Origin of the sequence: Variovorax xiamenensis (genome assembly GCF_050916385.1) — a bacterium.
Taxonomy (GTDB): Bacteria; Pseudomonadota; Gammaproteobacteria; order Burkholderiales; family Burkholderiaceae_C; genus Variovorax.
Genome location: NZ_CP139038.1, coordinates 3,754,251 through 3,776,779, shown reverse-complemented (window position 1 = coordinate 3,776,779; position 22,529 = coordinate 3,754,251). Strand labels below are relative to the sequence as shown.

Here is a 22,529-nt window from a genome sequence, read left to right as displayed (position 1 = left end):
CATGCTGAAGCTTCAAGACATCCACGCCTACTACGGCAAGAGCCATGTGCTGCATGGCGTTTCCTTCGACGTGCAGCCGGGCGAGATCGTGGCACTGCTGGGCCGCAACGGCTCGGGCCGCTCGACCACCGCCAAGGCGATCATGGGCCTGGTGCATGCCGAGGGCGGCCTGCACTGGAAGGGGCAGGACATCCTGCGCCGCAAGGCCTACGAGATCGCGCATTTCGGCATCGGCTACGTGCCCGAGAACCGCGACATCTTCCCCAAGCTCACGGTGCACCAGAACCTGCTGCTGGGGCAGAAGGGCTCGGGCAAGGGCAGCCGCTGGTCGTTCGACGACATGTACGGCATGTTCCCGCGCCTGAAGGAGCGCCAGCACACCGAGGCCGGCGTGCTCTCGGGCGGCGAGCAGCAGATGCTCACGCTGTGCCGCACGCTGATGGGCGACCCCGACCTCATCATCATCGACGAGCCCACCGAGGGCCTTGCGCCCAAGATCGTCGAGCTGGTGGGGCAGTACCTGCGCACGCTCAAGGACAAGGGCATCTCGGTGCTGCTGATCGAGCAGAAGCTCACCATCGCGATGCAGATCTCGGACCGCGCGCTCGTGATGGGCCACGGCAGCATCGTGTTCGACGGCACGCCGGACAGCCTCAGGGCCGACGCCACCACTCGCAAGGAGTGGTTGGAAGTCTAGGCAAACCCCCAGGCTTCGCGCACTTCGTGTCGCTGCGCCAACCCCCTTGCAGGGGGCAACACCTGCGGCCCGGCAAAGCCGGTTCCGCGGTGTTCCCCGAAAGTCCGTCCTCCTCAGGGAGGGCCTTGTCTCTACAGCGACTGCGTGCCATTGTTTGGCCTCGCGAAACGCCTAGAATCCCCCGAAAAAGAACACTCGTGCTTTTTCTTCTTTTTCTTCACACACCAAGGAACGCAGCATGACGGCTGAATACAAAGTGCTCGGCGATATCGCCGTGATCACACTGACCAACCCTCCGGTCAACGGTCTCGGTTTCTCGACGCGCATCGGCATCACCGACGGCCTGTCCAAGGCCAATGCCGACGACGCCGTCAAGGCCATCGTCATCACCGGCGCCGGCAAGGCGTTCTCGGGCGGCGCGGACATCAAGGAGTTCGGCACGCCCAAGGCGCTGCAGGAGCCCAACCTGCTGAGCGTGATCCTTGCGCTCGAAGCCTCCCCGAAGCCCATCGTCGCTGCCATCCACTCGGTGTGCATGGGCGGCGGCCTCGAGCTGGCCCTGGGCTGCCACTACCGCGTGGCCGCTCCCGGCACCAGCGTCGCGCTGCCCGAAGTCAAGCTGGGCCTGCTGCCCGGCGCAGGCGGCACGCAGCGCCTGCCGCGCGTGATCGGCGTGGAAACCGCCCTCAACATGATCGTGAGCGGCGAGCCCGTGAAGAGCGAACTGCTCGCGAGCCTGCCCGGCCAGAAGCTGTTCGACAAGCTGGCTGCATCGGCCGAGTCGGTGTTCGAGGAAGCAATGGATTTCGCCAAGGGCGTGGCCGGCAAGACGGGCGAGGCCCTGCCGCTGGTGCGCAACCTGCCGTGCAAGCACCCCCAGGGCGACGCCTACTTCCAGTTCGCGAAGAACATGGTCGGCGGCATGTCGAAGAACTACCCCGCGCCGCTGAAGTGCATCGACGCCGTGCAGGCCGCGACGAAGCTGAAGTTCGACGAAGGCATGGCCGAGGAGCGCCGCCTGTTCACCGCGCTGATGTTCACGCCCGAATCGCTGGCGCTGCGCCACCTGTTCATGGCCGAGCGCGCCGCGAGCAAGATTCCCGACGTGCCCGAAGACACGCCCAAGCGCGAGATCAAGTCGGTCGGCGTGATCGGCGCCGGCACCATGGGCGGCGGCATCTCGATGAACTTCCTGAATGCGGGCATTCCCGTCAAGATCCTCGAGATGAAGCAGGAGGCGCTGGACCGCGGCGTCGCCACCATCAAGAAGAACTACGAAGCCCAGGTCAAGAAGGGCAAGCTGAAGCAGGACAAGTACGAGCAGCGCATGGCGCTGCTGAGCACCACGCTGAGCTACGACGACCTGAAGGACGCAGACCTCATCATCGAGGCCGTGTTCGAGGAAATCGGCGTGAAGGAAAAAGTGTTCAAGGAACTCGACCGCGTCGCCAGGAAGGGCGCGATCCTGGCCTCGAACACCTCCACGCTGGACGTCGACAAGATCGCATCGTTCACCGAGCGTCCGCAGGACGTGGTCGGCATGCACTTCTTCAGCCCCGCCAACGTGATGAAGCTGCTCGAAGTGGTGCGCGGCAAGGCCACCGCCAAGGACGTGCTGGCTACGGTCATGGCCATCGGCAAGAAGATCAAGAAGACGGCCGTGGTCTCTGGCGTGTGCGACGGCTTCATCGGCAACCGCATGATCGAGCAGTACAGCCGCCAGGCCGGCTTCCTGCTGGATGAAGGCGCGACGCCGCAGCAGGTCGACAAGGCCATCGAGAAGTTCGGCTTCGCCATGGGCCCGTTCCGCATGGGCGACCTGGCCGGCAACGACATCGGCTGGGCGATCCGCAAGCGCCGCGCCGTCGAACGCGCCGACATGAAGTACAGCCGCACGGCCGACAAGCTCTGCGAGCTGGGCCGCTTCGGCCAGAAGACCGGGGCAGGGTGGTACGACTACCAGGCCGGCAAGCGCGACGCCATTCCGTCCGAACTCGTCAACAAGATGATCGAGGACCATCGCAAGGAACTGGGCATCACGCCGCGCAAGATTTCCGATGAGGAAATCGTTCAGCGCCTGGTGTACGCGCTGGTCAACGAAGGCGCGCACATCCTCGAAGACGGCATCGCCTCGAAGTCGGGCGACATCGACATGGTGTACCTCACCGGCTACGGCTTCCCGATCTATCGCGGTGGCCCGATGCACTACGCGTCGCAGGTCGGCCTGTACAACGTGGCCGAGACGATGAAGCGCTTCGCGAAGAACCCGCGCGACGACGCCGAGTTCTGGCAGCCCGCGCCGCTGATCCAGAAGCTGGTGGCCGAAGGCAAGTCCTTCGGCTGATATCGACCAGGCAGAACCTGAACCGGGATCAAGACCGCCAATGTTGAAACGCATCTTCCTCGGGCTGCTGCTGGCGATCGTGCTGCTGGCGGCCGCCGTGGCGGTCAAGACCTGGACCACGCCGTCGCAGCAGCTGGCGGTGGCGCCCGCGCCCAAGCTGGACATCGACCTGCAGGCGGCCGCGAAGCGGCTGTCCACGGCGATCACGTTCCGCACGGTGTCGGGCATGGACGACCCGGCCGCCAACGCGGCCGAGTTCGACAAGCTGCACGCATTCCTCGAGCAGCAGTTTCCGAAAGTGCACGCCACCCTGAAGAAGGAAGTGGTGGGCAACAAGGCGCTGCTCTACACCTGGACCGGTACCGACCCGAAGGCCAAGCCCGTCGCGCTGATGGCGCACCAGGACATGGTGCCCATCGCGCCAGGCACCGAGAAAGCCTGGACGGTCGATCCCTTCGCCGGCGAGATCAAGGACGGCTTCATCTGGGGCCGCGGCACGCTCGACAACAAGAGCAACCTGTTCGCGCAGATGGAAGCCATCGAGCTTCTCATCGGCAGCGGCTTCAAGCCGAGGCAGACCGTCTACCTCGTGATGGGCGACGACGAGGAGGTGAGCGGCCTGCGTGGCGCGCTGCCCATCGCCGAACTGCTCAAGTCGCGCAACGTGCGCCTCGACTGGGTGCTCGACGAAGGCCTCCTGGTGCTCGACGGCGTGCTGCCGGGCCTGAGCAGGCCGGCCGCGCTCATCGGCCTGGCGGAGAAGGGCTATGCGACCTTCTTCCTGTCGCTCGACACCGCTCCCGGCCATTCGTCGATGCCGCCGCAGCACAGCGCCATCGGCAGCATGAGCGCCGCGTTGGCGCGCCTCGAGGCCAACCCGATGCCCGGCGGCATCAAGGGCGTGGCGGGCCAGATGTTCGGTGCGCTCGCGCCCGAGATGAGCGGCGTCAACCGCGTGATGCTTTCGAACCTGTGGCTCACCGAGCCGCTGGTGCGCGGCCAGCTCGAGAAGAGCCCGAGCAGCAACGCCATGCTGCGCACCACCACCGCGCTGACCATCGTTCGCGCAGGCAACAAGGACAACGTGCTGCCCGGGCGCGCCGAGGCCGCCGTCAACTTCCGCATCCTGCCGGGCGACACCATCGCCAGCACCGAGGCGCACCTGCGCAAGGCGCTGGGCAACGACGACATCAAGATCAAGGCCTACCCGGGCAACTCCGAGCCGTCGCCGGTGTCGCCGACCGACAGCACCGGCTACCGCGCGATCCAGCAGGCCGTGCGCCAGAGCTTCCCCGACGCGGTGGTGGCTCCCGGCCTCATGACCGCCGCGACCGACTCGCGCCACTTCAGCATCGTGAGCGACGCCGTCTTCCGCTTCTCGCCGTTTCGCATGAAGAACGAAGACCTGGCGCGCTTCCACGGCAACAACGAACGCCTGGCCATCTCGAACTACGGCGAGATGATCGGCTTCTACCGCCAGCTCCTGAGCAACGCCAACGCTGCTCCGGCGCAATGACGGCAACAACAACAGCCATCTCTTTTCCCTTCCAACTGCTTCAAAGTCAAAGGACCTCACCATGACCAGCGCCGTCATCGTTTCCACTGCCCGCACGCCGCTCGCGAAGAGCTGGAAGGGTGCCTTCAACATGACGCACGGCGCCACGCTCGGCGGCCACGCCGTGCAGCACGCGGTGCAGCGCGCCGGCATCGACCCTGCCTCGGTCGACGACGTCATCATGGGCTGCGCAACGCCCGAAGGTGCCACCGGCTCGAACATCGCTCGCCAGATCGCGCTGCGCGCCGGCCTGCCGATCACCACCTCGGGCATGACGATCAACCGCTTCTGCTCCTCGGGCCTGCAGACCATTGCCACCGCCGCCCAGCGCATCATCGCGGGCGAGGGCGAGGTCTACGTGGCCGGCGGCGTCGAGAGCATCTCGTGCGTGCAGAACGAAGCCAACAAGCACATGCTGGCCGATCCGTGGCTCGTGAAGCACAAGCCCGAGATCTACTGGAACATGCTGCAGACGGCCGAGCAGGTCGCCAAGCGCTACAACATCGGCCGTGACGCCATGGACGAATACGGCGCGCAAAGCCAGCAGCGCGCCACCGCCGCGCTGGAAGCCGGCCTCTTCAAGGCCGAGATCGCTCCCATCACCGTGCTGGCCGGCGTGGCCGACCCCGTGATGGGCCTGCGCACCAAGGAAGTCACCGTCGAGAACGACGAAGGCATCCGTCCCGGCACCACCAAGGAAGGCATCAGCGGCATCCGCCCGGCCATCCCCGGCGGCGTGATCTCGGCCGGCAATGCCAGCCAGTTCTCCGACGGCGGCGGCGCCTGCGTGGTGGTCGACGAGAAGTACGCCGAGCAGAAGGGCCTGAAGCCCCTGGGCCGTTTCCTCGGCTTCGCCGTGGCCGGCTGCGAGCCCGACGAGATGGGCATCGGCCCGGTCTTCGCCATTCCGAAGGTGCTCAAGCGCCTGGGCCTGACGGTCAACGACATCGACCTGTGGGAACTTAACGAAGCCTTCGCCGTGCAGGTGATCTACTGCCGCGACAAGCTGGGCATTCCGGGCGACCGCCTGAACGTGAACGGCGGCGCCATCGCCGTGGGCCACCCCTACGGCGTGAGCGGCCAGCGCCTCACGGGCCACGCGCTCATCGAAGGCAAGCGCCGTGGCGCGAAGAAGGTCGTGGTCACGATGTGCATCGGCGGCGGCATGGGCGCCGCGGGCGTCTTCGAGGTGCTCTGAGCTTCTACCTGAGCCGCTGAATCCGGACTTCCGAACGCCGAAGTCGCGGAGGTTACGCAGAAGTCGCAGAAGAGAAACCAGAATTCCATTGGTTTTTCTCTGCGACTTTTGCGCTTCTTTTGTCCCCCTTCTGCGTTCGGCTGTCCGATCCCGCTCCCCTCTGGAAAACACCATGAGCCTGCGTCCCACCCTCGACTTCCTGCTCTACGACTGGCTCGACGCCGAGTCGCTCAACCAGCGCGAGCGCTTCTCCGATCATTCGCGCGAAACCTTCGACGCGGTGCTCGACACCTGCGAGCGCATCGCGCGCGAGAAGTACGCGCCGTTCAACCGCACGGTGGACACGCAGGAGCCGCATTTCGACGGCGAGAAGGTCGTGCTGCCGCAGGCCACGCATGACGCGCACAAGGCCTTCGTCGAGTCGGGAATGATGAGCGCAGCGCAGGACTACGACATCGGCGGCATGCAGCTGCCCTACACGCTGCAGGCGGCGGCCAACAGCTTCTTCGCAATGGCCTCGGTGAGCATCGGCTCGAACATGCTCACCAGCGGCAACGCCAACCTGCTGATGGTGCACGGCACCGAGATGCAGAAGGAGGTCTTCGCCAAGAACGAGTTCTCGGGCCGTTGGGCCGGCACCATGTGCCTGTCCGAGCCGCAGGCCGGCTCCTCGCTGAGCGACGTGGCCACGCGCGCCGTGCCCGACGGCGACGACTTCCGGAACGACCCGCTGGGCCCGCGCTATCGCCTGACGGGCAACAAGATGTGGATCTCGGCCGGCGACCACGAGCTGACCGAGAACATCGTGCACATCGTGCTGGCCAAGATCCCCGACGAGAACGGCAAGCTGGTGCCCGGCACGCGCGGCATTTCGCTGTTCATCGTGCCCAAGCGCATGGTGGACACCAAGGGCGAGCTCACCGGCCAGCGCAACGACGTGGCGCTCGCGGGCCTGAACCACAAGCTGGGCTGGCGCGGCACCACCAACACGCTGCTGAACTTCGGCGAGGGCAGGTACCCGGTCGACGGCAAGGCCGGTGCGGTGGGCTACCTGGTCGGCGAGCCCGGCAAGGGCCTGCACTGCATGTTCCACATGATGAACGAGGCACGCATCGGCGTCGGCACGGCCGCCACCATGCTCGGCATGGCCGGCTACCACGCCTCGCTCGAGTACGCGAAGAGCCGCCCGCAGGGCCGGCTGGTGAAGAAGCCCGATGCCGCTGGCGCGGCCGTCGCCAAGGATTCGGCCGCGCCGCAGGTGCGCATCATCGAGCACGCCGACGTGCGCCGCATGCTGCTGGCGCAGAAGGCGTATTGCGAGGGCGCGCTGGCGCTGGAGCTGTACTGCGCCCGCCTGGTCGACGAGCAGAAGACCGGCGACGCGCAGGCCGCCGACGACGCGCGCCTGCTGCTGGAGGTGCTCACGCCCATCGCCAAGAGCTGGCCCAGCGAGTGGTGCCTGGAAGCCAATTCGCTGGCCATCCAGGTGCACGGCGGCTACGGCTACACGCGCGATTTCCCGGTGGAGCAGTACTGGCGCGACAACCGCCTGAACATGATCCACGAGGGCACCCATGGCATCCAGGCGGCCGACCTGCTGGGCCGCAAGGTGCTGATGGAGAAGGGCCGCGGCCTGCAGCTGCTGGCTGCGCGCATGACCGGCACCATCGCCGGCGCGGCCAAGGTGCCGGCGCTGGCGGCCCACGCCAAGGCGCTGGGCGCCGCGCTGCAGCGCATCGGCAGCGCCACCGAGGCAGCCTGGTCCACCGGCGACCCGGCCGACGCGCTGGCCAACGCGGTGCCGTACATGCAGGCATTCGGCCACACGGTGCTGGCCTGGATCTGGCTCGACGTCGCTCGTCGGGCCCTGGAAACCGATGCGGAAAAGGCGAGGGCGGTAACAGCTGGCAAGATCGGCGCCACGGACTATTTCTTCCACTACGAGCTGCCGAAAATCGGCGCATGGCTCAACGTGGTCGAAACCCGCGACCCGACCTGTACAGCTTTGCCCGAGGACGCCTTCTGATGGCCACTACCGATTCGCCGAACGCCCCCCCAAACAACACCCCCGCCGCCAAGCCGCCGAAGCCGCATGCGCGGCTCGAGAAGTGGATCTGGATCCTGATCTACGGCGGCCTGTTCCTCGTGATCCTGGGCATCGCCACCGGCCGCACCGACGCCTCGCTGGGCTGGACCATCGCCGTGCCCGGCGGCATCGTGGCGCTGGTCGGCTTCGTGCTGATCTACGTGCGCTCGCGCCTGCCCAACACTCCCGCAAGCAAATAACGAGGCCCGCCATGCTCAAGCACATCGTGATGTGGAAGTTCAAGGAACACGCCGAGGGCGCCGACAAGGCGACCAACCTGCTCAAGGCCAAGGCGCTGCTCGATGCCTGCGCGAAGCTGTCGCCCGGCACGCTGCGCTTCGAGGTGGCCATTGCCCAGCCCGGGCTGGAAGCCACCTACGACTTGGTCCTGTACTCGGAATTCACCGACGCCGCCGCGCTCGCGGCCTATGCGGACCATCCGCAGCATGTGGCCCTGAAGCCATTCATCGGCGCGGTCAGAGAAGCCCGCCAGTGCATGGACTACGAGATCTGAACCAAAACCCGAACCCCGGAGACAACCCATGACCGCACGCACCGTCCAGAAACTCTTCGACCTCACGGGCAAGACAGCCCTCGTCACCGGCGGCTCGCGCGGCCTGGGCCTGCAGATGGCGCATGCGCTGGGCGAGGCCGGCGCGAAGATCATGCTGAGTTCGCGCAAGGCCGACGACCTGGAGCAGGCTGCCGCCGAGCTGCAGGCCGCCGGCATCGACGCGCGCTGGATCGCCGCCGACTGCTCGAAGGAAGAAGACACCCGCCGCCTGGCCGACGAGACGCTGCAGCGCATGGGCGCGGTCGACATCCTCGTGAACAACGCGGGCGCCAGCTGGGGTTCGCCGGCCGAGAGCCACCCGGTCGAGGCCTGGGACAAGGTGATGAACCTCAACGTGCGCGGCTACTTCATCCTGTCGCAGCAGATCGCCAACGGCTACATGATCCCGAAGAAGTCGGGGCGCATCATCAACATCGCCTCCATCGCCGGCCTCAACGGCAACCCGCCCGAGATGCAGACCCTGGCCTACAACACCTCCAAGACCGCCGTCATCGGCTTCACCCGCACGCTGGCCGCCGAATGGGGCAAGTACAACATCAACGTGAACGCCATCTGCCCGGGCTTCTTCATGACGAAGATGGCCGCCGGCCTCATCAAGTCGCTGGGTGAGGAGAAGATGGCCGCGCAGGCGCCTCTGGGCCGTCTGGGCGACGAGGAAGACCTGAAGGGCCTGACGCTGCTGTTCGCGAGCGATGCCGGCAAGCACGTCACCGGCCAGTGGATGGCGGTGGACGGCGGCGTGAGCGTGGTGCTCGGCGCCGCATGAAGAATCGAAATGACAACCCCTGAATCCGACGACATCAATTTCCGCTCGTACACGAGCCGCATCCCGTTCGCGCGCCATCTCGGCTTCGAGCTGACGAAGTTCGAGAACGGCGAATCTGAAATCGAGTACACCGCCAAGCCCGAGCACTTGAACACCTTCGACGTGACGCACGGCGGCGCCTGCATGACGCTGCTGGACATCACCATGGCGGCTGCCGCGCGCAGCATCGCGCCCGAGATGGGCGTGGTCACCATCGAGATGAAGACCAGCTTCATGCAGCCCTCGGTCGGCCCGCTGCACGCGCGCGGCACGCTCATTCACAGGACGGCGACGCTGGCTTTCACCGAGGCCAGAATCTACGACGAGCAGGAGCGCGTGTGCGCCCATGCCACCGGCACCTTCAAGTACGTGAAGCGCCGGCTGCCGACCGGCCCGGCCAGCGCCAACGAGATGCGCCCGCCGTCGACCGACTGACCCGATCGAGCGAATCGACCCAATTTCCCCGGAGCCTTTCATGCCCACCAACAAGCAGATCCACCTCGACAACCGCCCCGACGGCGAAGCCGTTGCCGGCAACTTCAAGCTCGTCACCGCCGAGACCCCCGCGCTCAAGGACAACCAGGTCCTGGTGCGCCATCACTACATGAGTCTCGACCCCTACATGCGCGGCCGCATGAACGACTCCAAGAGCTACGCGCAGCCGCAACCGCTGGGCCAGACCATGCAGGGCGGCACGGTGGGCGAAGTGGTCGAGAGCAAGCACCCCAAGTACGCCGTGGGCGACAAGGTTGTCGGCTTCGGCGGCTGGCAGGAATACAGCGTGGTCGATGCCTCGCAGCCCGGCGCGCTGAAGAAGGTCGACACCACGCACGTGCCGCTGTCGCACTACCTGGGCGCGGTCGGCATGCCCGGCGTTACCGCCTGGTACGGCCTCGTGAAGATCATCGCGCCCAAGGCCGGTGAAACCGTGGTCATCACGGCCGCCAGCGGCGCGGTCGGCAGCGCCTTCGGCGCGCTGGCCAAGGCGCGCGGCTGCCGCGTGATCGGCATTGCCGGCGGCGCTGAGAAGTGCAAGTACGTGACCGACGAACTGGGCTTCGACGCCTGCATCGACTATCGCCTGCACCCCGACGTCAAGTCGATGAGCGCGGCGCTGAAGGAAGCCTGCCCGAACGGCATCGACGGCTACTTCGAGAACGTCGGCGGCTACATCTTCGACGCGGTGCTGCTGCGCGCCAACGCCTTCGCCCGCGTGGCGCTGTGCGGAATGATCGCGGGCTACGACGGCCAGCCGCTGCCGCTTGCGAACCCGGCGCTGATCCTCATCAACCGCATGAAGATCGAAGGCTTCATCGTCAGCGAGCACATGGAAGTGTGGCCCGAGGCGCTGACCGAGCTGGGCACGCTGGTGGGCACGGGCAAGCTCAAGCCGCGCGAGTCGATCGCGCAGGGCATCGAGTCGGCGCCAGAGGCCTTCCTGGGCCTGTTGAAGGGCCGCAACTTCGGCAAGCAACTCGTCAAGCTCATCTGATGCATGCACCGATGAACTGAACGCACGGCAAGGAGGCCGGCCATGGACACGACACACGAGGTCTTCAACCAGCCCACGCCGCTGGTGGACTACAACCTCTTCGACACCAACCGGCCCCTGCGCGATGCGCTGAAGTTCAATGCGCCCGCGCTGCAGACTACGCAGCTGCACGAACTGGGCGCCACCCTCGGCTCGGCCGGCATGCAGGCGCATGCGCGGCTCGCCAACATCCACACGCCGGAGCTGCATACGCACGACCGCTTCGGGCGGCGCATCGACGAGGTGGAGTTCCATCCGAGCTACCACGCGCTCATGGCTGCCGCCGTGGGCGCGGGCCTGCACGGCACGCCGTGGACCGGCACGTCGGCCTCGCCGCACGTGCTGCGCGCGGCGGGCTTCATGCTCTTCACCGAGCTGGAGCCGTCGATCCTTTGCCCCATCTCGATGACCTACGCGGTCACGCCCGCGCTTCGTGGCAATGCCGGCGTGTATGCCGACTGGGGCCCGAAGCTCGGCAGCCTCTGGTACGACCCGGCACTCAAGCCCTTCAGCGACAAGCCCGGCGTGACCATGGGCATGGGCATGACCGAGAAGCAGGGGGGCTCCGACGTGCGGGCCAACACCACCCAGGCATTGCGCGACGGCGGTAGCGACGCCTGGGGCGAGCGCTACGCCATCACCGGCCACAAGTGGTTCTTTTCGGCGCCAATGTGCGATGCCTTCCTGGTGCTGGCGCAGGCGCCCGCCGGGCTCTCGTGCTTCTTCCTGCCGCGCGTGCTGCCTGACGGCTCGCGCAATGCCATCCGCATCCAGCGGCTGAAGGACAAGCTGGGCAACAAGGCCAATGCGAGCTCCGAGGTCGAGTTCCACGGCGCAACGGCGTGGCTGGTGGGCGAGGAGGGCCGGGGCATTCCGCAGATCCTCGAGATGGGCACGATGACGCGGCTCGACTGCGCGCTGGGCACCAGCGGGCTCATGCGCCAATCGCTGGCCATCGCGCTCAATCACGCCACGCAGCGCATGGCCTTCGGCAAGCCGCTGATCGACCAGCCATTGATGAAGAACGTGCTTGCCGACCTCGCACTGGAGAGCGAGGCCGCCACCGCGCTCGCCATCCGCCTGGCGCGGGCTTTCGACAACCAGTCCGACGAACATGAGCGCCTGATGGCGCGCCTGCTCACGCCGGTCGCCAAGTTCTGGATCTGCAAGCGCGGCAGCGCGTTCGCGCAGGAAGCCATGGAGTGCCTCGGCGGCAACGGCTACGTGGAAGAGGGCGGCGAAGGCATCATGGCCCGCATCTACCGCGAGATGCCGCTCAACTCCATCTGGGAAGGCGCGGGCAACATCATGGCGCTCGACCTGCTGCGCGGCCTGCGCAAGGGAGACGCAGTGGCTGCGCTCGAAAAGGAACTGGCCCCCGCGCGCGGACAGCACGCCGCGCTCGACCGCCTGGCCGATGCGCTGCCGGCGCGCATCGAGGCAATGGCTTCCGAAGCCGAGGCCCGTCGCCTTGCGCAGGATGTCGCACTGGCCGTGCAGGCTGCGCTGCTCGTGCAGACTGCGCCATCGGCGGTCGCCAGCGCGTTCTGCGCGTCGCGCCTGGGCGGCGACTGGGGCAATGCCTTCGGTACGCTGGGGGCAGGCACCGATTTCGACTCCATCGTCCAGCGCGCACAGCCGCGCTGAAGCATCACAACGACAACCCCACGGGAAACACCATGGCCGACCTGATCCTCCATCACTACCTCACCTCGCCGTTCTCGGAGAAGGTGCGCCTGATACTCGGCGCCAAGAAGCTGCCGTGGAAGTCGGTCTTCATCCCGCCGATCATGCCCAAGCCCGATGTGGAGGTGCTCACCGGCGGCTACCGCAAGACTCCCTTCCTGCAGATCGGCGCCGACATCTACTGCGACAGCGCGCTCATCGCCGACGTGCTCGAGCACCTGCGGCCCGAGCCCACGCTCTATCCGGAGCCTGAGAAGGGCATGTCGCGCATCCTCGCGCAGTGGGCCGACACCACGCTGTTCTGGGCCGCCATGGCCTGGAACCTGCAGCCCAGGGGCGCGGCCGAGGTGTTCGCCAAGGCGCCGCCCGAAGCCGCGAAGGCTTTCGGCGAAGACCGCGGCAAGATGAGCGCGGGCAACATGACCCGCCTGCGCCCGGCCGACGCCACCAGCGCCTACAAGTCGTACCTGCGCCGCCTGTCGGACATGCTCGACGAGAAGCCTTATCTGCTCGGCGAGGTGCCCAGCATCGCCGACTTCTCGGCCTATCACCCGCTCTGGTACACGCGGCGCATCGAGTCGGTCCGCACCATCCTCGACCTCACGCCCGCGGTGGTCGACTGGATGGACCGCATGGCGGCCATCGGCCATGGCGAACCGGAGAAGTTCACGAGCGAGGAAGCCATTGCCGTGGCCAAGGCCTCGACGCCGCATTCGCTGCTGACCGACAGCACCTTCCAGGACGACCACGGCATTCCGCTGGGCAGCGCGGTCACCATCCGCGCCGAGAGCTTTGGCCTCGAAGAAACGCCCGGCACGCTGATCGCCGCCACGCGCACGCACTACACGCTGGAGCGCGGCGGCGAGCGCACGGGGACGGTGCATGTGCATTTCCCGCGCATCGGGTATGTGCTGAAAAAGGCCGAGGGCTGACTCGCGTCACGCGAACGACAGTCGATCTCCGCGCGAAGCGGTCCAATAGACGGCGCAGAGACAACCAAAGGAAAGCACCCAATGATTCAGGACTTCAAGGGCAAGACCGCCGTTCTCACCGGCGCTGGTTCGGGCTTCGGCCTGGAGTGCGCGCGCATCGGCGCCGCCCGCGGCATGAACCTCGTGCTGGTCGACGTGCAGCAGGACGCGCTCGACAAGGCCAAGGCGGAGATGGAAGCCGCCGGCGCGCAGGTGCTGGCGCGCAAGGTCGACGTGTCGGACGCGGCCCAGATGGAAGCATTGGCCGCCGCCGTGAAGGAGCGCTTCGGCGCGCCGCATTTCGTGTTCAACAACGCTGGCGTGGGCGCCGGCGGTCTGGTGTGGGAGAACACGGTTTCCGACTGGGAATGGGTGCTGGGCGTGGACCTGTGGGGCGTGATCCACGGTGTGCGCCTGTTCGTGCCGATGATGCTGGAGGCCGCGGCGAAAGACCCGTCCTATCGCGGCCACGTGACCAACACGGCCAGCATGGCCGGCCTGCTCACGCCACCGAACATGGGCATCTACAACGCGGCGAAGGCGGCCGTGGTGAGCCTCACCGAGACGATGTACCAGGACCTGAACCTCGTCACCGACCAGATCGGCGCGAGCCTGCTGTGCCCGTACTTCGTGCCCACGGGCATCACGAGCAGCGAGCGCAACCGCCCGAACGCGCCGAAGGAAAACGAGCTCACCAAGAGCCAGTTGATCGGTCAGGCCATGAGCAACAAGGCGGTGAGCAGCGGCAAGATCACGGCGGCCGAAGTGGCGGCCAAGGTGTTCGAAGCCATCAGCGACAACCAGTTCTACGTGTTCAGCCATCCGAAGGCGCTGGGCAATGTGCGCAGCCGCATGGAGAACATCGTCTCCATCACCAATCCAGCCGACCCGTTCCTCGAACGGCCCGAGATCGGGCAGAAGCTGCGCGAGCAACTGCGCTCGGCCTGACGACAACCGAAGAAGAAAAAGGGGCAGCCGCCCCTTTTCAGTTGTAGCTGACGGTCACCAGTGCGGCCGTCGTGCGCATCGTGGCGTCACGGATCGACAGCGTGCCGCCGTCCTGTCCGATGGCATGCGCGCTCTTCGGGTTCAGCGTGTGATGTTGGCCTTGCGCGTCGATGAAGGCGAACTCCAGCGGCTGGCCACCACGCGTGTCGATGCGCACGTTGGCGCTCGGGCGGTCGATGTATTGGCGCTGGAAGATCAGTTCGCTCGCGTTGCCCGCCTTGCCGGTGCGCGTGCCCATCGTGGCCGGCGCGGCGCTGACCGTGTAGGGAGCGGCGACGATCTCGCCCGTGAAGTAGATCGTGCCGTCCGCCGCATGGGCAGCGGACATCGCCGCGACTGCGGCTGCCGCCAGCAGAAAAGCCGGGGCTGCGCGCGTGCGCAGCCGGTGCTCGAGTCGTCCCATCGCGACCTCTCTTTCGTCCCGTTTTCTTCTTCTGGAACTCCCTGGCGCGTGCAATGGATCAAATCACGCGCACATGAGGCGTGCAACATCTTGTCGAAAAGTCGTGGCGACGACACGACTATTGCAGTGTCTCCCGATCATGTGGCCTGCAGTTCGCTCACCAGTGCTTCGACACGGGCGAGCGCGCTGGCGATGGAGCGGTCGAGCAGGTCGCCATGGTCTTCCGCGTGCTCGATGGCCACGCTGTGCACTTCATTGAGGCCCAGCAGCGACAGCGGCGCAGTGATGCCGGGCGTGAGCAAGTCCATGTGCGCCTGGAATCCGCCGGGTCCGTAGCCGCTGCTGCCGCATGAGGTGAGCAGCACCGTGCGGCGGTTGCGTTCGGCCAGCAGCGGCACGTACGGGTTCTCGCGGCTGCGGTCGAAGTCGAAGGTCGAGCCGATGCGCACGATGTTGTCGATCCACGACTTCAGCGGCGCGGGCATGCCGAAGTTGTACATGGGCACGCCGATCACCAGCACGTCGGCGCGGCGGATCTCGGCGATGAGCGCATCGCTCTCCGCGAGCACAGCGTGCATCCACGGCTCGCGCTGTTCGGCGGGCGTGTAGCCCGATGCGATCCATTCGCCGGTGACGTTGCCGGGCGGCGTGGCGCCAATGTCGCGATAGATCACTTCATCGTCGGGCCGCACAGCGCGCCATGTCGTCACGAAGTGATGGCTGAGCCGGCGCGAATGCGAGCCGTGAACGTGGGTGCCCGAACGGCCGGGGCGGGCGCTGGCGTCGATGTGGAGCAGTGTGGTCATGATGCGGTCCTCTTTGACATGAAGGGTTGGATGAAGAGAATTCAGCTGTCTGCCTGGCATGGATCGAAATTTATCTATGCACCTTCAGGGCGACAAACGACGATTTCTTTGCGCTGCTGAAAAATAAATTCATCCATCCATGGCCAACCTTCGCCAACTCCCTCCGCTGGCGGCGCTGCGCGCCTTCGAGGCCGCCGCGCGGCATTGCAGCGCCAAGCTCGCGGCCAACGAGCTGTCGGTAACGCCCACGGCCATCAGCCACCAGGTGCGCCAGCTCGAGGATTCGCTGGGCGTACCGCTCTTCATCCGCCAGCCGAGGCAACTGGTGCTCACGCCGCAGGGCAGGGAGCTGCAGGCGGTGCTCGGCGAGTCGTTCAATGCGATGGCGAATGCGGTCGCGCGGTTGCGCGCGCCGCCGGAGCGGACCGCCATCACGCTGTCGACCACGCCGGCCGTCGCGGCGCGATGGCTGCTGCCGCGCGTGAGCGCACTGCGCGCGCTGCATCCACGGCTGGACCTGCGCATCCATGCATCGCACGACGCGGTGGCGCTGGATGGCGTCACGGCCGACATCGCGATCCGCTACGGGCGCGGGCAGTGGCCGGGCATGGTGTCGCAGAAGCTGTTCGACAACGTCTTCGCACCGGCATGCAGCCCCGCGCTGAAGCTGCGGCGCCGCAACGACCTGGCGCGCCACACGCTGCTGCACTTCTCGGTGCCGAGCAGCAAGAGCCAGCCAGGCACATGGGCCGCATGGCAGCAGGAGGCGCAGGTGCCCGGCCTCGACGTGTCGGCCGGGCCGGTCTTCTCGGACGAGACGCACACCGTGTCCGCCGCGCTGCAGGGACAGGGCGTCGCGCTGATGAGCCTTGCGCTGATCGCGGACGAGTTGCGCGCGGGCAACCTCGTGCAGCCTTTCGGCCCCGAGCTGCCGGGCCTGCCGTTTCACCTCGTCTGCCCGGAAGCCCGGCGCGCGGAGCCGGCCGTGGCGGCGGTGTTCGAGTGGGTGAGGGGACTGCAGCCGCCAGGTGCGGGCGACTGACTTTTCGTGCAGTGACTTTCGGCACTGGTGCCTGGGGACCCGCACTTCTAGAGTCCGCCCGATGAGTTGTCCACGCAGCTCATCGGGCCGGGGCGCATGAGCCGTCCCGGGTTGCAGGCGCGGAATGCCCTGCGTTCAAAAAGCACTACTGAGGGGGGAAATCATGAAGCGAGCAACAGCAATCAAGGCCGGTGTCGTGGCCGCGATCCTTTCGTCGCTGGCCCTTGCGGCTCCAGCGGTGGCCGGACCGTTCACGCAATGCGGCGATCACTGGCTGTTCTGGAGCGGCTATCAACTGCTGATGGAAGCGATCTTCGACCTTTGCGGTTGATGAGAAAGCTCTAAGTCCATGGTGCCGGGCCGCGCTGCGCCGGAAACATGCATGGCGTAACCGTGCCCGGCGCGCTGTTCAGGGGTTGTCAACTATTGCTCAGGTGCGCGAGCTTTGTTCGCCGGGCCTCTTCTCATGCGCAATGTCCGCGCAGTAATCCCTTAGCCCGGCCGAGTGTTTTCCATACCCTCCATTCACTTTCTTTGATGAAGGTCAGTAAAGGTTGCCCAAGCCGCCCGCCTTCCTTCTTCAGTCCCCGACAGGCAAAACGACATCTTGCGAAGAGGAGGCCATTCATGCGCACCCCGTTCCTGCGCGATAGCAGCCCCGACGAACAACCCTGCGTGCCCGGGCGCGGCGCGGCCTTCAGGGCCTTGTTGCCGGTGGTGCTGTGCTTCGTTGCGGCCGTGGGTTTCGTGCTGATGGCCGTCTTCGTGCAGAGCATCGTCGCGGCATCGATGTTCACGACGGCAGCTATCGTGCTGCTGGGGATCGGCCTGATCCTCGGCCTGAGCATGTGGGTCTTTCCGGACCTCCCGCGATAAATGGCCTTTCAGGAAGAACACATGGCCGGCAAGTCCGGCGCCTCCTCCTCCTCCTCCTTTTTTCGCATCGGGAGCTGGAGGGTGACCTTCATCGCCGCATCGATCGGCCTGCTGATCGTGCTGGCGGTGCTGATGAAGTGGATCGTCGAACTGCAGGTCGAGGCCGCGCGGGAGCGGCGCCTGAGCGAAGCCGTCGCACGCGAGGCCGTGGCGCGCTGCCACGAGAAGACTCCGCTGCAGGCGGTCAGGGAATGCCTGGGAGAGCTCGCGGCCGGTTCTGCTTCGCCGGGGCGCTGAGCGCGATCGATCAATCAACCGGTGCGAAGCCACCGGCCCGAATCCGGGCACACGACGGCCGGCTCGCCGTCCAGCACGAGCGACTCTTCATCGGGCTGCGTCGCGGCCCGGGAGGCGATGTCGAAATCGATGCCCAATGCGCGCGCCACTTCGGCGTCCTCGATGGGAAGCTCCCAGGTCAGGAAAACCTGGTTGCAGTCCGTGCCGTCCGCGAAATCGGCCGCGTCGAAGCCGCTGCCGCCGCGCCGGATCACCGCGTGAGGCTGGCCTGTGTCGAAGATCACCACAGTGCCGCGCTTCAGCGGAATGCGGCGATCCGCGAAGGGAAAGTGCAGGTCCAGCCCCTTGTCCTCGCTCATGAAGAGATTGCAGAAGGCTGCGAAGCCGTACTGCATGCCGTCGTGGTGGTACTTCGCGCCACGGCAGGCCATGAGCGCGATGTCGCTGGAAGCGAGCACGCCGGGGAGGCCCTGCGCGTGCGTCCAGTCGGCCACCGCCTGAACGCAGCGCCTGTAGTCGGGCCAGCGCGCGCGGGCCCGTGCAAGAGGCAGCGCCTCCACGTCTCCTGGCTCCAGGGCGAGTTGCGACGAGATCTCCCGCTCCCAATCTGCGAGAAGGCGCGCGGGAGGCATGGGCACGTCCACCGAGCCTGACAGCACCACTTCGCTCACGCTCCGGCTGTGGAGCCTGTCGCCGCTGTTGCCGCGGAAGAAGGAGATCAGTTCGTGCTGCGGTGGAGCGGGGCGGTTCATCGGAAGGCAGTGTAGTAAGCGCGCCGCAGGCGCTGCAGCCCGCCGGGCGCGCCGCCGCTGCGGCTGGGCAGGTGCCGCGGTTCCTCAAGTGCACGGGCTGAGGAAAATCGGCACTGTTGGCGCTCGGAAAATACCCTTAGGAATATTTGAGTACCAAAGGGTTAACATTTGTGGCGACATCAGACAGAAGCGGAGGCGCCCCCCATGGAGACATACCCCACCCTACGGCAGGCCACAGGCGTGGCCCGCACTTTGAGCAAGCACTCGTCCTGCACGATGGTGGTCTATCGAGTGACCGAGGACAAGTTCGTGACCGCGCACGCCTCCGACCAGGTCAACGGCGCCATCGAGGTCGTGTATCGCGACGGCTATGTCGTGCAGACACTCCTGAGCAAGTCGCGCTGAACGTGCTGAAGGAGGGCCCGGCGCCCGGCAGTGCAGGCCTCCCCTCGGGAGGCCTTCCTTCATTTCACGATTGCCGCCTCACTACGACGCGGGCACCGCCTGCATCAGCAGCGTCAGCGCCTTGCGCAGGCTCGCGACCGACGAGCCTTCGCCCTTGTCGAAACCCAGCCGCACCACCACGAGGTCGTGCGAGGGAACGATCAGCACCACCTGCCCGCCCGCGCCCAGCATGTAGTAGGCCGAGGTCGGCACCGGCCAGGCGCTGGTGCCGTTGAGCCAGAAGAAGCCGCCGTAGATCGGGCGCTTGTCGGCGGCCCATGCCGGTGCCAGCGTGCTCACGAACTTGACGAAGCCCTCGGGCAGGAGGCGCTCGCCGTTCCACACGCCGTCCTGCAGGTACAGATTGGCCAGCCGCGCCCAGTCGCGCGCCGACATGAAGTCGTAGCCCTGTCCCATGAAGTTGCCGTACGGGTCGGTCTCCAGCGTCATCGTGCGGATGCCGATCTTGTCGAACAGGTTTCGCTGCGGGAACGAAAGATATTCCTCGCCGCGTTTCTCCACCGCCAGCCGGATCAGGTAGTTCGCCAGCACCGGGTCGGTGTTGCGGTAGCGGCCGATGGTGTTCGGCGGCCACTGCTGCGGCCGCGTGGCGGCGTAGTTGAAGATGTTGATGCGGCCCGTGTAGAAGTAGACGTGGTCGGGGTAGGTGCCGTTCGGGTCGAAGTCCGGGTCGTCCGGCGCCTTGATGCGCAGGCCGCTCGACATGTGCAGGATGTCCTGGATCTTGATTTCCTTGCGCTTGTCGTCGGCTCCCTGCCATTCCGGAATGGGCGCCGGCTGGTCGAGGCTGTACACGCCCTGTTTCATGAGCACGCCCAGCATGGTCGCGGTCACGCTCTTGCCCATCGACCACGACTCCAGCGGCGTGCTCGACGTGATGCCGTTCATGTAGCGCTCGCCGACGACGCGCCCCTTGTGCGTGACCACGAAAGCCGCGGTGTAGGCCCCGGGCAGCTCGAAGGCCGCGTCCACCGCCTGGCCCACCTTCGTGGTGTCGATGCCGGGCGGTGTGCCGCCGGGCATGACGTCGCCCATGGGCCACGCCTGTGTCGACGGGTCGGGCAGGGCGCTCTTGACGGCGACCGGCGTGAAGAACACGTCGTCCCTGCCGGGCGGCAGCGTGATGCAGCCCTGCGAGCCGTAGTAGCGCGCCGTCAGCGTCGGGCCGTTGGGAATGGCGATGCGGACTTCCTTCTTCGCGCGGTCGACCACCGGCGTGCCGACCTTCTTGCGCTGGGCATAAGGGCCGGTGAAGTAGCCCACGCTTTCTGCCGCAACGGCAGGGTCGAGGCCGGTGATGAAGGCTGCGGAGCACATCGCCTTGGCGAAGCCCGAGGTGTTGTGCTCCAGCGGATCGCCCGGCGGCGGCACATACGGCGTGTTGAGTTCGTAGCTCCTGGCGCGGGCGATGAGGGCGTCGCGCGCCGGCAGCTCCGGTGTGCTCGTGGTCGGCGGCGTGGTCCCGCCGGTGCCGAGCCCTATGCCGATTCCTCCGCCTCCACCACCGCCCCCGCCGCCGCCTCCACATGAGGTCAAAACAATTACAAGAAGCGCGCCCGTCGCAATGGCAACGGGCACGCCGGCAAACCTCTTCATGGGGGGCTCCTCGCGTAGTTGTTGCCGGAGTCTGCGCGAAAGAGGTAACAGGCTGCAAGCGCGATCTTCAGATTCCGCTCAGCCTGTCGGGGCCTGCGACGCGATCCACTCCCACACGGCGCGTATCGCCGGCTCGTCCTCCCTGCCGTTCGCGACCGCCAGGAAGTAGCTGCCCGTATCGAGGGCCGGCCCGAAAGGCTGCACCAGCGCGCCGCTGCGAAGCTCCTCGGCCGACAGCGTGAGGCTCAGCAGCGCCACGCCGTGACCGGCGAGCGCCGCCAGCATCGCGTGCGTCTCGTCGGAGAACGACAGGCCCGACGCCTTCATCGCGCGTCCCCTCGGCGGCGCGATGCCGGCTTCGCGGAACCAGCGCGGCCACACGGCGGGCGCGAGCGCCTGCGGCTGCCAGTCGCAATGGATCAGCCGGTGCTTCGGCAGGTCCGCGGCCTGTTTCAGGCCCAGCATGGGGCTGCACAGCGGCGCATAGCGTTCGGGCATCAGTTCGCGCGACACCAGCCCCGGCCAGTTGCCGTTGCCCGAGCGCACGGCGATGTCGGCCTCGCCGCGCGCCAGGTCGACCAGCGTGTCGCTCGCATGCAGCCGCAGTTCGACGCCGGGGCAGGCCTTGCGGAACGCGTCCATGCGCGGCAGCACCCAGCGCGCGGCGAAGGCGGTGTTGGTGCTCAGGGTCACGGCCTGCGAGGCGGCGGGGCGGCGCAGCTTGTCGACGCCGGCCTCCAGCAGGTCGAAACCCGTGCGCAGGTCGTCGAAGAGCCGCTGCCCGGCCGGCGTCAACGCGAGCTGCCGCGTGAGCCGGCGAAAGAGCGGCTGCCCCAGCGTGTCCTCGAGTGCGCGCACCTGGTGGCTGATGGCCGAGGGCGTCACCGAAAGCTCCTGCGCCGCCCGTTGGAAGCTCAGGTGCGCGGCCGCGGCCTCGAAGGCGCGCAGCGAGAGCAGCGGCGGCAGCCGGCGCGGAATGCGTACAGGTGAGCCAATCTCGTTCATGCGTGGAGAAATGATCGTTTGTGAAGCAATGGCCCAGCTCATAGATTCAAGGCCTGTGCTCCATTCTGGCAGTGCAAGACGAAAGAAGGAATCTCATCCATGACCAACGCGACCATGAACATCCTCCACATCGACGCCAGCGCCCGTCCGGGCCGCTCCGACACCGACCTGCACGGCTCGCACACCCGCCGCCTTTCCGCGCGCTTCGTCGGGCGCTGGCTCGAGGCCCGTCCCGGCGACCGCGTCGACTACCTCGACGTGGGCCAGCAGCCGCCGGCGCACGTCAACGGGCGCTGGATCCACGCCGCCTTTACGCCGCCCGCCGCGCGCGAGCCGTGGATGGCCGAGGCGCTTGCCGAGAGCGACCGGCTGGTCGACCAGCTCGTCGCGGCCGACCTGATCGTGGTGGGCCTGCCCATGTACAACTTCAGCGTGCCCGCGCAGTTCAAGGCCTGGATCGACAACATCGTGCGCGTGGGCCGCACCTTCGGCTTCGACCGCTCGCGCGGCGCGGTGCCGTACTGGCCGATGCTGGCGGACGCGGGCAAGCGCGTCGTGCTGCTCGGCGCGCGCGGCGACCACGGCTACGACGCGGGCGGGCGCATCGCACATCTCAACCACACCGAGAACAGCGTGCGCTCGGCCCTGGGCTACATCGGCATCACCGACGTGTTCGAGGCGGCGGTGGAGTCCGACGAGTTCGGCGGCGAGCAGCTTGCGCAGTCGATCCGGCGTGCGGAGCAGCGGGTCGATGGGCTCGTCGACGAACTGCTCGAGCCTCGCGCAGCCACTGCTGACACCACGCTGTCAGCAGCCACCGCCTAGGATTTTC

24 protein-coding genes are annotated in these 22,529 nt (G+C 66.9%); 19 read left to right on the top strand and 5 right to left on the bottom strand.

Annotated features, from left to right (window positions below; genetic code table 11):
• Window position 1: 1 nt before the first annotated feature.
• The 13 genes from SFB74_RS17195 to SFB74_RS17135 all read left to right on the top strand — a co-directional run bounded on the left by SFB74_RS17195 (window position 2) and on the right by SFB74_RS17135 (window position 14,395).
• Complete coding sequence (locus SFB74_RS17195) at window positions 2-697, top strand: ABC transporter ATP-binding protein (RefSeq protein WP_432725428.1); 696 nt, start codon at window positions 2-4, stop codon at window positions 695-697.
• Window positions 698-935: 238 nt separating this feature from the next.
• On the top strand, window positions 936-3,041 hold the full coding sequence (locus SFB74_RS17190) for a 3-hydroxyacyl-CoA dehydrogenase NAD-binding domain-containing protein (RefSeq protein ID WP_432725427.1): 2,106 nt from the start codon (window positions 936-938) through the stop codon (window positions 3,039-3,041).
• Window positions 3,042-3,081: 40 nt separating this feature from the next.
• Window positions 3,082-4,557, top strand: coding sequence for a M20 family peptidase (locus SFB74_RS17185; RefSeq protein ID WP_432725426.1), 1,476 nt, complete (start codon window positions 3,082-3,084; stop codon window positions 4,555-4,557).
• 61 nt (window positions 4,558-4,618) lie between these two features.
• The gene (locus tag SFB74_RS17180) at window positions 4,619-5,794 is read left to right on the top strand and encodes an acetyl-CoA C-acyltransferase (RefSeq protein ID WP_093195026.1); all 1,176 of its coding nucleotides are present in this window, start codon (window positions 4,619-4,621) and stop codon (window positions 5,792-5,794) included.
• A 172-nt stretch (window positions 5,795-5,966) separates the two neighbouring features.
• Window positions 5,967-7,820 carry an acyl-CoA dehydrogenase gene (locus SFB74_RS17175; protein ID WP_432725425.1) on the top strand — a complete coding sequence of 618 codons (1,854 nt, stop codon included), beginning with the start codon at window positions 5,967-5,969 and terminating at the stop codon, window positions 7,818-7,820.
• Complete coding sequence (locus SFB74_RS17170) at window positions 7,820-8,080, top strand: hypothetical protein (RefSeq protein ID WP_432725424.1); 261 nt, start codon at window positions 7,820-7,822, stop codon at window positions 8,078-8,080. Before SFB74_RS17175 ends, SFB74_RS17170 begins: the two co-directional genes overlap by 1 nt.
• 11 nt (window positions 8,081-8,091) lie before the next feature.
• Window positions 8,092-8,394 (top strand): Dabb family protein, encoded by a 303-nt coding sequence (locus SFB74_RS17165; protein ID WP_093306839.1) that lies wholly within the window; start codon window positions 8,092-8,094, stop codon window positions 8,392-8,394.
• A 28-nt stretch (window positions 8,395-8,422) separates the two neighbouring features.
• Complete coding sequence (locus SFB74_RS17160; RefSeq protein ID WP_432725422.1) at window positions 8,423-9,220, top strand: SDR family oxidoreductase; 798 nt, start codon at window positions 8,423-8,425, stop codon at window positions 9,218-9,220.
• Window positions 9,221-9,229: 9 nt separating this feature from the next.
• Window positions 9,230-9,694, top strand: a complete 465-nt coding sequence (locus SFB74_RS17155; protein ID WP_093306838.1) for a PaaI family thioesterase — start codon at window positions 9,230-9,232, stop codon at window positions 9,692-9,694.
• Window positions 9,695-9,734: 40 nt separating this feature from the next.
• Window positions 9,735-10,751: an NADP-dependent oxidoreductase gene (locus SFB74_RS17150; RefSeq protein WP_432725421.1), complete on the top strand. Its 1,017-nt coding sequence runs from the start codon at window positions 9,735-9,737 to the stop codon at window positions 10,749-10,751.
• A gap of 42 nt (window positions 10,752-10,793) precedes the next feature.
• On the top strand, window positions 10,794-12,437 hold the full coding sequence (locus tag SFB74_RS17145) for an isovaleryl-CoA dehydrogenase (protein WP_432725419.1): 1,644 nt from the start codon (window positions 10,794-10,796) through the stop codon (window positions 12,435-12,437).
• 32 nt (window positions 12,438-12,469) lie between these two features.
• Complete coding sequence (locus tag SFB74_RS17140) at window positions 12,470-13,408, top strand: glutathione S-transferase family protein (RefSeq protein WP_432725417.1); 939 nt, start codon at window positions 12,470-12,472, stop codon at window positions 13,406-13,408.
• An 81-nt stretch (window positions 13,409-13,489) separates the two neighbouring features.
• Window positions 13,490-14,395, top strand: coding sequence for an SDR family oxidoreductase (locus SFB74_RS17135; protein WP_432725415.1), 906 nt, complete (start codon window positions 13,490-13,492; stop codon window positions 14,393-14,395).
• A 37-nt stretch (window positions 14,396-14,432) separates the two neighbouring features.
• Here the strand turns inward: SFB74_RS17135 and SFB74_RS17130 are convergent, their stop codons facing one another.
• Window positions 14,433-14,858, bottom strand: a complete 426-nt coding sequence (locus tag SFB74_RS17130; protein WP_432725413.1) for a hypothetical protein — start codon at window positions 14,856-14,858, stop codon at window positions 14,433-14,435.
• Window positions 14,859-14,995: 137 nt separating this feature from the next.
• Window positions 14,996-15,664: an FMN-dependent NADH-azoreductase gene (locus tag SFB74_RS17125; protein WP_432725411.1), complete on the bottom strand. Its 669-nt coding sequence runs from the start codon at window positions 15,662-15,664 to the stop codon at window positions 14,996-14,998.
• A 139-nt stretch (window positions 15,665-15,803) separates the two neighbouring features.
• Here SFB74_RS17125 and SFB74_RS17120 point away from each other — a divergent pair, with 139 nt between their 5' ends.
• From SFB74_RS17120 to SFB74_RS17105, 4 genes are all read left to right on the top strand, one after another.
• Window positions 15,804-16,706, top strand: a complete 903-nt coding sequence (locus tag SFB74_RS17120; RefSeq protein ID WP_432725409.1) for a LysR substrate-binding domain-containing protein — start codon at window positions 15,804-15,806, stop codon at window positions 16,704-16,706.
• Window positions 16,707-16,869: 163 nt separating this feature from the next.
• On the top strand, window positions 16,870-17,037 hold the full coding sequence (locus SFB74_RS17115) for a hypothetical protein (RefSeq protein WP_432725407.1): 168 nt from the start codon (window positions 16,870-16,872) through the stop codon (window positions 17,035-17,037).
• A gap of 296 nt (window positions 17,038-17,333) precedes the next feature.
• On the top strand, window positions 17,334-17,582 hold the full coding sequence (locus SFB74_RS17110) for a hypothetical protein (RefSeq protein ID WP_432725405.1): 249 nt from the start codon (window positions 17,334-17,336) through the stop codon (window positions 17,580-17,582).
• Between the two features lie 21 nt (window positions 17,583-17,603).
• Window positions 17,604-17,879, top strand: a complete 276-nt coding sequence (locus SFB74_RS17105; RefSeq protein ID WP_432725403.1) for a hypothetical protein — start codon at window positions 17,604-17,606, stop codon at window positions 17,877-17,879.
• A 14-nt stretch (window positions 17,880-17,893) separates the two neighbouring features.
• Here the strand turns inward: SFB74_RS17105 and SFB74_RS17100 are convergent, their stop codons facing one another.
• Window positions 17,894-18,631: a hypothetical protein gene (locus SFB74_RS17100; protein ID WP_432725402.1), complete on the bottom strand. Its 738-nt coding sequence runs from the start codon at window positions 18,629-18,631 to the stop codon at window positions 17,894-17,896.
• Between the two features lie 204 nt (window positions 18,632-18,835).
• Between SFB74_RS17100 and SFB74_RS17095 the strand changes: the two genes are divergently transcribed.
• A complete protein-coding gene (locus tag SFB74_RS17095) occupies window positions 18,836-19,036 on the top strand; it encodes a hypothetical protein (protein WP_432725401.1) in 201 nt (66 codons plus the stop codon).
• An 81-nt stretch (window positions 19,037-19,117) separates the two neighbouring features.
• Here SFB74_RS17095 and SFB74_RS17090 read toward each other — a convergent pair whose 3' ends face one another.
• Window positions 19,118-20,692 (bottom strand): serine hydrolase domain-containing protein, encoded by a 1,575-nt coding sequence (locus SFB74_RS17090; protein ID WP_432725400.1) that lies wholly within the window; start codon window positions 20,690-20,692, stop codon window positions 19,118-19,120.
• 78 nt (window positions 20,693-20,770) lie between these two features.
• Window positions 20,771-21,697 (bottom strand): LysR substrate-binding domain-containing protein, encoded by a 927-nt coding sequence (locus SFB74_RS17085; RefSeq protein ID WP_432725398.1) that lies wholly within the window; start codon window positions 21,695-21,697, stop codon window positions 20,771-20,773.
• A 99-nt stretch (window positions 21,698-21,796) separates the two neighbouring features.
• Here SFB74_RS17085 and SFB74_RS17080 point away from each other — a divergent pair, with 99 nt between their 5' ends.
• Window positions 21,797-22,522 carry an FMN-dependent NADH-azoreductase gene (locus SFB74_RS17080; RefSeq protein ID WP_432725397.1) on the top strand — a complete coding sequence of 242 codons (726 nt, stop codon included), beginning with the start codon at window positions 21,797-21,799 and terminating at the stop codon, window positions 22,520-22,522.
• Window positions 22,523-22,529 lie beyond the last annotated feature (7 nt).

What these genes read in the sequence shown, in the direction of transcription:
- SFB74_RS17115 (WP_432725407.1), top strand. Translation starts at nt 16,870, where the DNA reads ATGAAGCGAGCAACAGCAATCAAGGCCGGTGTCGTGGCCGCGATCCTT.
- SFB74_RS17120 (WP_432725409.1), top strand. Translation starts at nt 15,804, where the DNA reads ATGGCCAACCTTCGCCAACTCCCTCCGCTGGCGGCGCTGCGCGCCTTC.
- SFB74_RS17100 (WP_432725402.1), bottom strand. Translation starts at nt 18,631, where the DNA reads ATGAACCGCCCCGCTCCACCGCAGCACGAACTGATCTCCTTCTTCCGC.
- SFB74_RS17085 (WP_432725398.1), bottom strand. Translation starts at nt 21,697, where the DNA reads ATGAACGAGATTGGCTCACCTGTACGCATTCCGCGCCGGCTGCCGCCG.
- SFB74_RS17150 (WP_432725421.1), top strand. Translation starts at nt 9,735, where the DNA reads ATGCCCACCAACAAGCAGATCCACCTCGACAACCGCCCCGACGGCGAA.
- SFB74_RS17110 (WP_432725405.1), top strand. Translation starts at nt 17,334, where the DNA reads ATGCGCACCCCGTTCCTGCGCGATAGCAGCCCCGACGAACAACCCTGC.
- SFB74_RS17080 (WP_432725397.1), top strand. Translation starts at nt 21,797, where the DNA reads ATGACCAACGCGACCATGAACATCCTCCACATCGACGCCAGCGCCCGT.
- SFB74_RS17160 (WP_432725422.1), top strand. Translation starts at nt 8,423, where the DNA reads ATGACCGCACGCACCGTCCAGAAACTCTTCGACCTCACGGGCAAGACA.
- SFB74_RS17190 (WP_432725427.1), top strand. Translation starts at nt 936, where the DNA reads ATGACGGCTGAATACAAAGTGCTCGGCGATATCGCCGTGATCACACTG.
- SFB74_RS17195 (WP_432725428.1), top strand. Translation starts at nt 2, where the DNA reads ATGCTGAAGCTTCAAGACATCCACGCCTACTACGGCAAGAGCCATGTG.
- SFB74_RS17185 (WP_432725426.1), top strand. Translation starts at nt 3,082, where the DNA reads ATGTTGAAACGCATCTTCCTCGGGCTGCTGCTGGCGATCGTGCTGCTG.
- SFB74_RS17090 (WP_432725400.1), bottom strand. Translation starts at nt 20,692, where the DNA reads ATGAAGAGGTTTGCCGGCGTGCCCGTTGCCATTGCGACGGGCGCGCTT.
- SFB74_RS17105 (WP_432725403.1), top strand. Translation starts at nt 17,604, where the DNA reads ATGGCCGGCAAGTCCGGCGCCTCCTCCTCCTCCTCCTTTTTTCGCATC.
- SFB74_RS17130 (WP_432725413.1), bottom strand. Translation starts at nt 14,858, where the DNA reads ATGGGACGACTCGAGCACCGGCTGCGCACGCGCGCAGCCCCGGCTTTT.
- SFB74_RS17165 (WP_093306839.1), top strand. Translation starts at nt 8,092, where the DNA reads ATGCTCAAGCACATCGTGATGTGGAAGTTCAAGGAACACGCCGAGGGC.
- SFB74_RS17095 (WP_432725401.1), top strand. Translation starts at nt 18,836, where the DNA reads ATGGAGACATACCCCACCCTACGGCAGGCCACAGGCGTGGCCCGCACT.
- SFB74_RS17155 (WP_093306838.1), top strand. Translation starts at nt 9,230, where the DNA reads ATGACAACCCCTGAATCCGACGACATCAATTTCCGCTCGTACACGAGC.
- SFB74_RS17125 (WP_432725411.1), bottom strand. Translation starts at nt 15,664, where the DNA reads ATGACCACACTGCTCCACATCGACGCCAGCGCCCGCCCCGGCCGTTCG.
- SFB74_RS17180 (WP_093195026.1), top strand. Translation starts at nt 4,619, where the DNA reads ATGACCAGCGCCGTCATCGTTTCCACTGCCCGCACGCCGCTCGCGAAG.
- SFB74_RS17145 (WP_432725419.1), top strand. Translation starts at nt 10,794, where the DNA reads ATGGACACGACACACGAGGTCTTCAACCAGCCCACGCCGCTGGTGGAC.
- SFB74_RS17140 (WP_432725417.1), top strand. Translation starts at nt 12,470, where the DNA reads ATGGCCGACCTGATCCTCCATCACTACCTCACCTCGCCGTTCTCGGAG.
- SFB74_RS17175 (WP_432725425.1), top strand. Translation starts at nt 5,967, where the DNA reads ATGAGCCTGCGTCCCACCCTCGACTTCCTGCTCTACGACTGGCTCGAC.
- SFB74_RS17135 (WP_432725415.1), top strand. Translation starts at nt 13,490, where the DNA reads ATGATTCAGGACTTCAAGGGCAAGACCGCCGTTCTCACCGGCGCTGGT.
- SFB74_RS17170 (WP_432725424.1), top strand. Translation starts at nt 7,820, where the DNA reads ATGGCCACTACCGATTCGCCGAACGCCCCCCCAAACAACACCCCCGCC.